The 13,058-nt window shown below is 49.5% G+C and carries 11 protein-coding genes; 4 read left to right on the forward strand and 7 right to left on the reverse strand.

Annotated elements, in window-relative coordinates:
• Window positions 1-5: 5 nt before the first annotated feature.
• The 4 genes from MKX40_RS28125 to MKX40_RS28140 all read right to left on the reverse strand — a co-directional run bounded on the left by MKX40_RS28125 (window position 6) and on the right by MKX40_RS28140 (window position 3,760).
• A complete protein-coding gene (locus MKX40_RS28125) occupies window positions 6-1,070 on the reverse strand; it encodes an ABC transporter substrate-binding protein (RefSeq protein ID WP_339238264.1) in 1,065 nt (354 codons plus the stop codon).
• Between the two features lie 137 nt (window positions 1,071-1,207).
• The gene (locus tag MKX40_RS28130; protein WP_339238266.1) at window positions 1,208-2,146 is read right to left on the reverse strand and encodes an ABC transporter permease; all 939 of its coding nucleotides are present in this window, start codon (window positions 2,144-2,146) and stop codon (window positions 1,208-1,210) included.
• On the reverse strand, window positions 2,143-2,964 hold the full coding sequence (locus tag MKX40_RS28135) for an ABC transporter permease subunit (protein WP_339238268.1): 822 nt from the start codon (window positions 2,962-2,964) through the stop codon (window positions 2,143-2,145). The genes MKX40_RS28130 and MKX40_RS28135 overlap by 4 nt, the downstream gene beginning before the upstream one ends.
• Window positions 2,936-3,760, reverse strand: a complete 825-nt coding sequence (locus MKX40_RS28140) for an ABC transporter ATP-binding protein (protein WP_339238269.1) — start codon at window positions 3,758-3,760, stop codon at window positions 2,936-2,938. The genes MKX40_RS28135 and MKX40_RS28140 overlap by 29 nt, the downstream gene beginning before the upstream one ends.
• Window positions 3,761-4,279: 519 nt before the next feature.
• Here MKX40_RS28140 and MKX40_RS28145 point away from each other — a divergent pair.
• The 3 genes from MKX40_RS28145 to MKX40_RS28155 all read left to right on the forward strand — a co-directional run bounded on the left by MKX40_RS28145 (window position 4,280) and on the right by MKX40_RS28155 (window position 8,676).
• Entirely contained in the window at window positions 4,280-6,505 is a 2,226-nt protein-coding gene (locus MKX40_RS28145) for a methyl-accepting chemotaxis protein (protein ID WP_339238271.1), read from the forward strand.
• Between the two features lie 119 nt (window positions 6,506-6,624).
• On the forward strand, window positions 6,625-7,626 hold the full coding sequence (gene moaA / locus MKX40_RS28150) for a GTP 3',8-cyclase MoaA (RefSeq protein WP_339238273.1): 1,002 nt from the start codon (window positions 6,625-6,627) through the stop codon (window positions 7,624-7,626).
• Between the two features lie 213 nt (window positions 7,627-7,839).
• Window positions 7,840-8,676 carry a methyl-accepting chemotaxis protein gene (locus MKX40_RS28155; protein WP_301290204.1) on the forward strand — a complete coding sequence of 279 codons (837 nt, stop codon included), beginning with the start codon at window positions 7,840-7,842 and terminating at the stop codon, window positions 8,674-8,676.
• Window positions 8,677-8,885: 209 nt separating this feature from the next.
• Here MKX40_RS28155 and MKX40_RS28160 read toward each other — a convergent pair whose 3' ends face one another.
• Window positions 8,886-9,494: a LysE/ArgO family amino acid transporter gene (locus tag MKX40_RS28160; protein WP_339238278.1), complete on the reverse strand. Its 609-nt coding sequence runs from the start codon at window positions 9,492-9,494 to the stop codon at window positions 8,886-8,888.
• 135 nt (window positions 9,495-9,629) lie between these two features.
• Here MKX40_RS28160 and MKX40_RS28165 point away from each other — a divergent pair, with 135 nt between their 5' ends.
• On the forward strand, window positions 9,630-11,123 hold the full coding sequence (locus tag MKX40_RS28165) for a PLP-dependent aminotransferase family protein (RefSeq protein WP_339238280.1): 1,494 nt from the start codon (window positions 9,630-9,632) through the stop codon (window positions 11,121-11,123).
• A gap of 148 nt (window positions 11,124-11,271) precedes the next feature.
• Here MKX40_RS28165 and MKX40_RS28170 read toward each other — a convergent pair whose 3' ends face one another.
• Both MKX40_RS28170 and MKX40_RS28175 read right to left on the reverse strand, forming a co-directional pair.
• A complete protein-coding gene (locus tag MKX40_RS28170; RefSeq protein WP_339238282.1) occupies window positions 11,272-12,099 on the reverse strand; it encodes a carbohydrate ABC transporter permease in 828 nt (275 codons plus the stop codon).
• Window positions 12,096-12,980 carry a sugar ABC transporter permease gene (locus tag MKX40_RS28175; protein ID WP_124116573.1) on the reverse strand — a complete coding sequence of 295 codons (885 nt, stop codon included), beginning with the start codon at window positions 12,978-12,980 and terminating at the stop codon, window positions 12,096-12,098. The genes MKX40_RS28170 and MKX40_RS28175 overlap by 4 nt, the downstream gene beginning before the upstream one ends.
• Window positions 12,981-13,058: the final 78 nt, after the last annotated feature.

Below are 13,058 nucleotides of genomic sequence, written 5' to 3' on the forward strand. Positions count from 1 at the left end.
CACGTTTATTTCACCGCTTCTTCATAGATGCTTTTCTCCAGTGCTTCATCCAGGTTGGCGGCTTTTTTGATCAGGCCATAATTCAGCGCAATATCCGCAGTTCGGGTAAATGATTCGTCTACAAAACTGCCGACTTGCTGCTCCGTAAATCCTTCCGGCCGAATCAGCTTTGCAATCTCTTCCAGCATCGTGACCTGATGCTCACGAGTGGTACTGCCCTCCGTCACATTACTCATCACAATATCCACTGTCTCATTCTGATTGTCGATGGCATAATTCCAGCCTTTCAGAATGGCACGGGTCACTTTGACCGCAAGCTCACGATTGCTGTCTACCCAATCTTTCTTGGCAATCAGCGTATCCTCCAGCATGCCAACACCGGCATCTTCAATGTTAAACACATCCAGATCGGATTCTTTTGTTCCACTTTCCAACACCACGTGGTATTCGTTATAGATCGTTGCTGTCGCCACATCTACCTGGTCATTAAAAAACTGATCCATCGTGAAGCCCTGCTTCACCAGTTCAATGTCTTTCTTCGGGTCCAGACCATTCTTCTCCATGAATGCGAGCACCTGAAACTGCTGACTGCCGAACCACGTACTAACCTTCTTGCCTTTCATCTGAGCGGGATCGGTAATACCTAGCGACTTCTTGGCAATCAAGCGATAACTGCTCTTCTGTGAGATCTGGGCGAGTGAGACGAGTGGCAGACCGTTATCCCGGCTGACCAGCAGACTGTCCACTCCGGTGATCCCTACATCGGCGGCGCCATTGACCACCTGCTGCTCAATCACGATATCCGGCCCACCCGGAATAATCTCGGCATCAATGCCTTCATCTGCAAAAAAACCTTTTTCCTTCGCTGCATAGATCCCGGCAAATTGTGCCTGCGGCACCCACTTCAGTTGAATTTTCACTTTGGTTAAGGGTTGGTCTGCTTCGCCCGCCCCTCCTGAACTTGCAGCAACAGGCTCAGCGGCCGGCTCGGACTTCGTAGAACATGCACTCAGCATCGTAACAACCAACAGGACCAATACCAGCAAACCCGGCTTCAACGTTTTGTACATGGACAGAACAACCCCCTGTGTATATACGATTTATCAATCATCAGTCCGTGTTCAAAAAAGTCTGGTTTTCAGTACCGTGGACTTATTGAACAACCTCAATCACGTATTACGATCTATGGTTGATACCCTGATGTACGTTAGTGATCTGTGCGTGCACAATTCCACGGAATGAGTCGCTTTTCTGCCAGGACAACCGCTTCATACAACACAATACCGAGCGCGGCGGCGATGACAATGCAGGACCAGGCCAAGGGCATGTTCGCCAATCGAATCTGATCGGAGAGTAAGTACCCCAGCCCCTGGGAGGCGATGAAAAACTCACCCACAATGGCCCCGATAATACTGGTCGACATGTTGATCTTCAGACCTGCAAAGAGGGAAGGTATAGCATGAGGCAGTCTCAGCTTCCAAAAAAACTGCATCCTGCTTGCGGCGAGGCCACTCAGCAGATCACTGTACTGCGGCTGAATGGAGGTCAGCCCCTTAAACAGGCTGACCGCCATAGCCGCCATCGTAATGACGGTGATGACTGCAATACGCGACCAGATCCCGTCACCCAACCAATTGTTCATAATCGGGGCAAGAGCCACGATCGGAACAGCGTTCAGTGCCGACAGAACCGTAACCGCCGCCCTGCCGCTTGTGGGAAAGAACGATGCACCCGCTGCTGCCAGAGCGCCCAACAGGGAACCGAGCAGGAATCCCCCCAGCATTTCGGTTCCGCTGTACATCGCATATCGAAAGAGCATATTGGCATTCTCCTGTATCGATGCCGCAATCGCGGAAGGCACAGGCAATTGGTAACTTTCCAGCGAGAATATCCAATGAAACAACCTGAGCTGCCAGAGGGAGAGAAACAATACACCCGCACCCCAAGGAAGCATGCTCAGTGCAATCGATCGCCTGCGAACGCCGGTGCCCAATCTGGCCTTTTCGGCTTGTCCCGGTTGTCCATGGATTTCCGATCCGGGAGCAGATGTCATCTGTGAACCAGGGAGGGGCGTAGCAGTTCCCGTTACAGCAGCAATTGCCACACCTTCATCACGTTTCCGCTGCATTACCCTACCTTCACTCATGTGGCATCGCCTCCTTTGGCCCTGAATTCAGGCTGCCAGGGGGTTAGCCAACGTTCGGCCAGACTGATGACCAGATACGAGATCAACCCAATGCCAATGCTAAGCATGATGGTGGCCCAGAACATGCCCACTTGGGCATGGCCGTAATATAACGAACTAACCATCAGGACACCGAGTCCGTCAGGGGCACCCATCAATTCCACAACGATAGAGGAGGTCACCGCTAGCGGAGCAGCTATTTTCATACCTGAAAATAATCCCGGCAGTGCTGAGGGCAACAGACATTTGATATATCGTGCAGTCAATGAAGCTCCACAGGAACGCATCAGTTCCAGATGCTCTGGCGCTGCACTTTTTAATCCTTTCAACGTATGGATGATGATCGGGAAGAAAGTTACGTACGCCGCCATAACCATTCGGGCCCATTCCGCGTTGTGAATGATGCCGTACACAATTGGTGCGAGACCAATAACCGGAACCATCTGTGAGGAGACTATATATGGCGATAACGTGCGCTCCAGCCATACAGCTCCGCTCATGAGCAGAGCCAGACCCAGGCCCAGCAGCGTTCCCCCTGCAAAACCAATGGCCGCATTGCCAAACGTGACCGCCCCCTGCTCTGCTAGCGTACCCGAGTAACGAAACAAGGCTGCAAGCACATCATGCAGATAAGGAAGGCGAGACGCCGCCTGCTGGGGTGACAGGAATAGTTGGAGCATCCAGGCGATTCCCTCCCACAGCACCAATACGGCCATAATCCAGATGACGACCCAGGATCGATATCCCGGTTTAAAGAACCGCAGGGACATGAGATTCATCACGCTCCTCGTAGAAGCAATTGCGAATGGTTGTGATCATGTGGTAGAAAGCATCCGTTTCTCTCAGTTCACTATGGCGTTCAGAAGGCAGGTCGACGGAATGAATGGAATGTACTTGCCCCGGATGCGCCGAGAGTACGATGATCCGGTCGGACAGAAATACCGCTTCGGGGATACTGTGTGTGACAAAGAGGAAGGTCTTGCCCGTTGAGCGCTTGATCTCAAGCAGCTCCAATTGAAGCTTTTCTTTGGTGAATTCGTCCAATGCGGAGAAGGGTTCATCCATGAGCAGCAGTGGCGGATCAAGCGCAAGGGCACGTGCAATGGATACACGTTGCTGCATGCCTCCACTGAGCTGCCACGGATAATGGTCGGCGAAGCGGGTTAGTCCTACCATTTCAAGCAGTTCACTGCTAATGCGGCGGCACTCCTTCCGGCGGGTACCGAGCAGCTCCAGTGGCAATTCCACATTGTGACGAACGGTGCGCCAATCGAACAAGGCGGGTGTCTGGAAGACAATACCGAACTGTCGCTGTAGTCGAGCCCGCTCTGGCTCCTGACCGGCAATTCGAACGGTGCCTGAGGTGGGCTGAAGCAGATCACCCACTAACCGGAGCAAGGTCGACTTGCCACAGCCGGAAGGGCCCAGCAGAGAGACAAACTCATTGGACTCGATCTGGAATGTAACATCCGACAAAGCAGTGACTTGTTGTGTACCTGTGCCAAAGACAACGGACACATGATCTACATCAATATGGCAGGCTTCAGGGACTGTAGCTGAGGGTGCGGAGGACATGGGCATTCTCCTTTGTGGAAGTTATTTTCATGGCACACAAGGCTGAATGGGAGGTTTATATACACGAACGTAACAGGTTTTCTTGTTAGATAATACTATATCGCTTTGGGCGGGGATTACATTATACAGTGTGTTTTGAGTATGGGCCTGTTCATGTTACACAATGTAAAATGAGATGTATTCTCAGATATATCCATGTGAGTTTTCCTCGTATTTAGCTAACATACATTTCACTTAACAACAAACGCACGATCATTTGTATTTATTGAATAAATATTCGGAAAATATGACATATGCCCTCGTATTCTTGTCCATTTTCTTGTATAAAGATTGAATAGACGTACAAGGGCTGCACCTCCACGTGTCACGGCTCCTGAATGATGAAGGCGGTATCACTATTCCGGATCAATCACCACGCAGGCTGGCTTCCTTTGTCATATATCACTTTGAAAACCACATATGTAGGTCTATCCAAAGATCAGTAGAACGAAGCTTTCAAATCCAGAAATCGGGGTGGTCATGATGTTTGATTGGCTGGGATGGAGAAAAGGATTGCCGCTGTGGCGATCGTATCGGTTGAACGCACATATGAAGGAAGATGTGGAACAGATTTTTGAGGGAATTGCCGAAACGAGACGGCAGATTATGATGGACTGGGCAGATGAACAGTGGAACCACCTGGACCGTTTGCTTCAACAGATACAGTCGCTTCAATTACAGGATGTATTACAAGGTACACAGCAAGGGAGCAAACTAGATGCATGGTTTCAAGCCAGTTATATTCGAGCTGTTGATAGTACGGAGCTATTCATGCTGAACGAACAGAATCAGGTGGTATTCTCTACATATAAGAAACATATTGGACAGATCTATGAGGATCACGAAGCTTTGATAGGACCAGGATTGAAGTACTCCAGAGCAGGTCAGCAGGAAAAAAAATGCTTGTTTGGTCCTTACTCTGATCCCCTGACGCTGGATATTGGTCCACGCTCGTCCGCTTTTCACGATGATGTCACCTTGCTGTTTATCTCCCCAATTCTGCAGGAAGGTCGCTATGTCGGTTCATTATGCAGCCGTGTCCCCGGGGATGTACTGGGTGACCTGATTCAACGAGAGTCCGGTCATATCTATCCCGATTCCGGTGACAATTACCTCTTTATGGCCGAGTCGATATTACGGCCTCATCTGCAACCCGGCACTGCCTTATCCCGAAGCCGCTTCGAAGACCGTACCTTTACGCATGGGGAAAACCTCAAAGATGGCGTCACCACCGAATGGGGCATCGTTTCCGTTAAAGAGCATACCGAGCTGGAACTGATGTTCACCGATCCATCGACCGGAGAACTGCACCCCGGAGTAGCAAACACCATTCAGAATGGTTCCAATCTGTTCGTAGCCTTTCCCGGCTACTCGGATTACCGACATATTTCTGTAATCGGCAAAGGCATCACCTTCCAGCTGCCACACTGTCCTGATCGCTGGGGCATGATGTGTGAAGGGGATTTAGAGGAAGTGTATCGGATACGAAATATCGGCTGGCGCCAGTTCAAGCAGCATAGTCTCTTCACGCTTTTGTCAGGCGTTGCAGGAGCTGCCCTTGTCTATGCCTTCACCGGAAGTGGATGGAGCGCTGCAGCAATAGCAGCATTTAACGTGTTATTCGGATTCTTCACTGCATTGCAGCTGCATCGTAGCCAATATCGGCGGGTTCATGAAGACTTGCGGCGCATCAGCCGTTTTATTCGAATTAATGCGGAAGGCAGGGGGGATCTGACCCAGCGCCTGGACACGTCTTCTTTTGCCCAAGACGAATCGGGTGAACTGGCGAAATGGATCAACAACATGATTGACTCTCTGGAGGGCATTATGCTGAAGGTACAACTTGCCACCGTAGACGTTATGGACAATCAGGTTCAGATGCGAACTTCAACAGAGACAACCCAGGGCACGACTGAGCGTGTGAACCACAAGCTTGGTTCGATGATTCAGGCCATTCGCACCCAACTGGAAGATCTCGATCAGGCCAGAATTGCTGCCGATCACATGCGCATAACGCTGCAACAACTGGAGACTTCTGCAACCGAACAGATCGGCGTGGCCCAGCAGGAAGTGGAACGAATCGGCGATAAAATGACCCAAATCTCGGGAGCGGTATCCGATACCAACCGTACGATCCTGTCCTTTATGGATACGATGAAAGAGATTTACCGCGCACTGGCTGTCATTGACGAAATTTCAGCTCAGACCAATCTGCTGGCTCTGAATGCTACCATTGAAGCTGCACGCGTGGGCGAACATGGCCAGGGCTTCTCGGTCGTGGCAGGGGAAATTCGTAAGCTGGCTGATTTATCCCGTTCTTCTACTGAAAATATTCATCAGATTCTGGACCGAATCTCAACAGCAGCAGGAGCTGCTTCCCAATTAATCACAGAGGGTGATCAGGTACTTGCTGAAGGAACGACACTGGTTCAGGCCGCTTCGCAACTTCTGAAAAATGCTACCGCTGAAGAACCTGAGCGCACACAAGTCGTAGATCAAGTGGTCATGCTGATGGAAAATATCGCTGCAATCAGCCATCAAAATCGGGCGACTTCCGCTGAGGTAGAAGCCGAGATGATGGAGCTGATTCGTGATATGTTACAGGTTCAGCATTCTTCGCATAATGTGGAAGCCATTACAGTCTTTCTGCAACAACTCGTGGGACAATTCCACCTGAACCACCCCGCCAAAAATGCTGTCATCTGACGTTATCGTTGACGCGGATTGGAGAAATAGCTAAAATTTGATGCAACTGTTCCTTTTGAAATTGTCGTATCATTTATAATAGAAGATTTCCAATCTGAACCGATGAAAGGGTGGTCTGCATGGAATTGCTTCAGGATTCATTTGGCCGAATACATGACTACATCCGTATTTCTGTTACGGACCGCTGTAATTTACGCTGTGTGTATTGCATGCCTGCAGAGGGCATGGAGTTTGCTCCACATGATGAGATTATGAGCTACGAAGAGATCGCACAGGTACTGAAGGTGCTGGCTCCGATGGGCATGCGTAAAGTTCGGCTCACCGGGGGCGAACCACTGGTGCGCAAGGATCTGCATAAGCTCGTCGGCATGATCTCAGCGATTGAAGGTATTGACGATATTGCACTAACGACCAACGCTCTTCTACTGGATAAGCAAGCTCAAGCATTGAAGGACGCTGGATTGAACCGGATTAACATCAGTCTGGATTCCCTGCGCGCTGATCGCTTCTCCATGATTACCCGGGGCGGAGATGTGAACAAGGTACTGAAAGGCATTGAAGCTGCAACAGCCGCTGGCCTTGCTCCGATTAAGCTGAATGTCGTGCTAATGAAGGGTATCAACGATGATGAGATCAAGGATTTCATTGCCATGACGATGGATCAACCTCTTCATGTGCGTTTTATTGAATATATGCCGATTGGACACGCTTCGGATTCATGGCGCAAATCTTATTTGCCGCTGGAAGCCGTGACAGATGTATGCGCTGAAGCAGGCTGGACGGTAGAAAATACAACAGGCCCTGCGGGCAATGGCCCATCACGCAATATGAAAATTGTGGGCTCCGAAGGCACATTCGGATTGATTCATCCCGTGAGCGATCACTTCTGTGATAATTGCAACCGACTTCGGTTGACCGCTGACGGACATATCAAAGCCTGTCTGTACTGGTCGGATGAGTATAATGTTCGCCGTTTCGTGGATGATCCGGATGCCATGGCGGCACTCTTCCTCAAAGCGCTGGGTACGAAACCGAAGAATCATGAGATGGCCCTCGCCCTGGAACAAAAAATGCAATCTCATACGCCGACTGTACGGCGCATGTCCCAGATTGGCGGATAATAAAGCAGACGAGAACTTGATTGTTCTCGCCTGCTTTTTTGTCATGTTTTCATAAATTTCTGAAAATAATCCATTCTCCTGTTTCATTTATTAAAATTTTAATTAATATATGTTATTGCCCTTGTTGGGTCTTCAAGATTCCGCTAATTCTGACGATGTATATACAATACATCTAGATGATATGCACACATACACTATAGGAGCTGAACCTTATTGAACATTGTTGAAGCACTCGTTGCAGCGAGTCCGTATTTTAAAATTATGCTCAAAGAACACGATATCATGATTGCAGTAACCGATACGGAGAAGTTCTGGTATTATGTTCCCAGCAACGAGCTCGATCTGGGGATCAAGGCCGGAGATCCCGTTTCCCTCGATGACCCTACACTCCGCCGGGCACTTATACACGGAGAGACTTCAGCAAACCGAATTGATGCAAAATTCTATGGCACATCAATCAATTCGGCGGCCACCCCACTTCGGGATGAGCAAGGAAATATTGTGGGCACACTTGCCATTGGTTTCTCTCTTCAGAATGAGGAGAAACTGGAGTATTTCACTGAATTAATCGGCGGGATCAGCGGCAGATTGACGGATATGGTACAGACGGTAGCCGCTCAATCCGAACAATTGACAGCCTCATCTACACAGATTTTGGACAATACGCGTATGGCAGTGCAGAACTCAGGCGAGGTTAACAAAGTCGCCGCATTCATCCGTGAAATCTCAGAACAGACCAATCTACTCGGTCTGAACGCGGCTATCGAAGCAGCCCGGGCTGGCGAAGCCGGTGCCGGATTCAGCGTCGTTGCATCTGAAGTGCGCAAACTTTCTACAGGTACCAAAGAAGCCACGGTAAATATCGAACGTTCCTTGAAGGATGTCCAGCATTCCATCCAGCAGATGGAACAGGAGATCACTTCCATCTCACAGTCTAGCAACCAACAGGCTGTGATGGTAACCGAGTTCAGCGAGGTCATTGATCAGTTGAATAGCGTAAGCCGTGACCTGAAAGTGTTTATTGAATCCATGCTGCTGAAGGCAGAATAAATTCGAAACGATGACCCTTACTTAAATGATTAACCATATATAAAAGACGCAACACCGAAGCGGTATCGAGCACTACATGTTTCATATCAATAACCAGATCAGCAGGCATCTATTGATAACCAAATTCAGCACCTACATAAAACTCCCCATGTGATTAACGTCACGGGGAGTTTTCTAATTCCAAACAAAATAAGCCACATCACGTCCTTCTATGCATAGATGAGTTTCCACAGCATCATAACGGCCAGCCCGACCATGACCACAGCGGACAATCGATTAAACACCAGACTGATGCGTCCAGTTCGATCCGTTCTCCCAATCACCCTACCCGCACCTGCAAGTCCCAGAAACCATATCCAAGATACAACTGCGGCTGTCAGGGCAAAATACATACGCTCCACGCCCACATACTGAAGTGAACTGGTGCCAATCACGGCAACCGTATCCAGTAGCGCATGGGGATTGAGTAGAGATACGGATGTAGCGAACGCAATCTGTCGTCCCGCTGACATTACCGTCTGCGAACCTTGCTCAGATTCGGACGACCTCCAGATACTCCATGCCATATACAGCAAAAACAAACTTCCTGCTGCATATAACACATTCGCCAGCACTGGCCATTGCAGCAGAATAAGCGATACTCCTCCAACGGCTGCCCCGATCAACAACGTATCACTGACACCTGCGGTTATTACAGCAGGCAGCGCATGTATATAACGTCTCTGGCTCATGCCCTGGTTAAAAATAAATACATTCTGCACACCCAGTGGCAAAATCAGCCCAAACGCCAGAATCACTGCGTGAATAACAACCTCCATCGTTCTTCCCCCTTATCTCTGTATTCCATCGTAGGACAGATAATGGCTGACGTAACCAACCACTTGGATGGCATCAGACCCAACCAAATGTTATAGTGTTCGTTACACAGACAAACGGAGGTGATTCTGCCTGTTATGGAACGTTTTGATTCCCGACTACACATGAGTTGGAAGCCAAATCCTTCTCTCGACCTGCCTTTATATCGCCAGATTGAAGCCTATATCCGCCACAAAATCACAACAGGTGAATGGTCGGCAGGCTACCGTCTTCCCTCACAGCGACTATGGGCTGAGTCCATGGGGGTAAACCGCAGTACATTGGTCACTGCCCTTGATAATCTGGCTGCCGCGGGTCTGCTTGAAGGCAGACATGGCGGGGGAACCTATATCTCCGGCTCCGGTTGGCATGGCATGGCTCACAGAGCGATGCCCAACTGGAATGAAGCCATTGAGGAGGGTTGGTACTATCCCAATCTGCCTGAGATCCAGCAGATTAATCAGGCAGAATTTCGGCCTGGCATCATACGTCTTGGTACAGGGGAGCTTGCCCCGGAGTTGATGCCTCAGGATGCTTTTAACGACATCCTGTATGACCTGTCCCAACGTTCTCGCACACTGAACTACCTGGAACCTCAGGGAAGTCTGGAGCTTCGTGAGGCTTTATCCGTTCATTTGCAGACAGCTGGCATTCAAGCCTCTCCAGATTCCATACTGATTGTATCCGGGTCTCTTCAGGCACTGCACTTGATCTCGGTTGGACTGCTCCCTCGCGGATCAGCGGTTCTGCTGGAAAAACCGTCGTACCTTTATTCCATTCACGCCTTTCAATCGGCAGGATTGAAAATGAGCGGAATTCCGATGGATGACGATGGATTGCACATTGCACGTCTGGAGGACGCAGCGCAGCATGTAAAAGATCAAGACCACATCTCGCTTCTCTATACGATCCCGAGCTTTCACAATCCCACTGGCTCTGTGATGAGTGATCAGCGCCGGGAAGAACTGATGACCACCGCTCAAACAATGGGCATCTCCATACTGGAGGATGCCGCCTATAGTGATCTGTGGCTGGATCAACCTCCTCCGTCATCGCTAAAAGCGCGTGACCAGGAAGGACGGGTGCTGCATATGGGCACCCTGTCGAAGGCAGTCAGTCCCGGCTTACGCCTCGGATGGCTGGTTGGGCCAGAGCCGGTCATACGCCGGCTCGCAGACATCAAGATGCAGACCGATTATGGTACCAGCTCACTCGCGCAAGAAGCCGCTGCCTTGTGGTTCGCAGAAGGACATCATGCAGAACATATGGAACGCCTTCGCCCTGAGTTACGCAGACGCAGAGACTTCATGCTGGATCTGTTGCAACGTCACTTTCATGGAATTGCGGAATGGAAAATACCTGCTGGCGGCTTTTATATCTGGCTGCAATTCACTGTGTCCCCTCTCTCTATCCGCCAATTGTTCCATACCTGTCTGGAGCAGGATGTGCTTATCCACCCGGGCTACCTATATGACCGGCTGGATGCGAGTCACATTCGGCTGTCTTACGCTTATGCTTCCCCTGATGAGATGGAGCGCGGGTTACAATGCCTTGCAGAAGCTGTACACAGGCTCATGGATTCTGGCTCATGACTTCCATTGCTGGGTTCTGATTTCACAACAAAAAAACCTTGACCGAAAAGGACAATGTCCTTCAGATCAAGGCTTTTTGCGTTAGTTTTGTACATTTGGACGAATACCAAAAGCGCTCCGGGATTTCATCGTTTCATCCTGCTATTCGCTATCCTTTTACAGCACCCTCTGCAATCCCCTCCATGATGAACTTCTGGAAGAAAGCATAGATCAGGATAACCGGGATCGCAGTCAGAACCAAGGATGACAGAATCAAAGGCCATTCCTTGTTATATTCGCCAAACAACATGTTCGTGGACAGAATCAGCGTATATCGATTCACATCGGTTAACATGATCAGTGGCAACAAGAAGTCATTCCAGATCCACAGGAAGTCCAGAATCGCGATGGTGACTGTGATTGGAAGCAAGAGCGGGAAGATAATCTGGAAGAACGTCTGGAACTCGTTACATCCATCAATCTGAGCCGATTCCTCCAATTCACGCGGAATGGACTTGACAAACCCGTGATAGAGGAAGATGGCCATGTTCACACCAAGCCCGATATAGATTAAGGCCAATCCGTACGTGCTTCCCTGTACACCCATGCCTTTGGCTACCCGTGTCAGCGGAATCATGATCGAATGGAACGGCACTAGCATGGATGCCACAAACAGGAAGAAGATCAGATTGCTCAGTCGACCAGAGGTACGTGACAGCTTGTATCCAGCCAATGAGGCACAGAAGACGATACCACCAATCCCCAGAAAGGATACAATCGCCGAGTTCATCGAACTGCCCAACAGATTGATTTTGTTAAATGCGTCCGAATAATTCTCCCAGTGCAGCGTGGTCGGCAGTGCGATAAAGGATTGGAACATCTCTCCTTGTGTTTTAAAAGAGTTCACTACCGCCATGTAGATCGGCAGCATGGCCACGAGAGAACCCAGAATCAGCAGTAGTCGAATCAGATAACTGTTCAGTCGTTGCATCCTCATGCTTCCACCTCTTTCTTCTTCATGACGGTGATCTGGATGAGTGTGAAGATGAGAACGATGATGAACAGCACAACCGATTTGGCACTCGCATAACCGTATCTGAAGTTGTTGGAGAACGCTTCTTCATAGATATTCATCGTGATAACCTGTGTAGCACGGCCCGGTCCACCACCAGTCAGTCCATACACCACTTCAAACACTTTAAATGCTCCATTCAGCGTCAGGAAGAAACAGATGGTCACAGCATGAGTAATCATTGGAAGCACCACATTGCGCAGCACTTGGAACGCGTTGGCGCCATCAATGACAGCCGCTTCCTTGAGACTTTTTGGCACACCTTGGAGAGCGGCCAGATAGATGATCATCATATACCCCACACCGTTCCAGAGCGATACGATCAGAATGGAGTAAAATGAAAACTTCGGATCTCCCAGCCATTGTTGGTCCAAGAATGAAATGGCCAGTTTCTGTGCGAGCTGTGGCAGCACCTGAGAGAAGATGAATGTCCACATGAAGGCACTAATGATTGTACTGATCATGTTAGGCATGAAGAACAAGGTCCGGAATAGCCCTTTGCTGCGCGTCCGTGATTCGATCAACACGGCGAGCAGCAAGGCAATTCCATTTTGCAGAATGAGCATAAATATTACATATTTCATCGTGAACCACAGGGAGTTCAGAAAGTCCGGATCTTCTTTGAACAATTCCACGAAGTTGCCCAGACCGATAAAGCTGTAATCCCGATTAAGTCCGTTCCAATCCGTCAGACTATAGAACATGCCACTAAACGTAGGGTACAGCAGGAAAATCGCATAGATGACAAAGGCAGGCGCAGTGAACGCGAGCAATGACAGATACTTCTTGAACACATTCGTAGCCATAGGTTCTCCCCCTTTTCACTCGAAGCGGATAATCGATTGTAAACGGGGGAACGAAGAACGTTCTGCCAGCCGTTTCAT

The sequence above is a fragment of the Paenibacillus sp. FSL R5-0517 genome (assembly GCF_037974355.1).
GTDB lineage: Bacteria > Bacillota > Bacilli > Paenibacillales > Paenibacillaceae > Paenibacillus.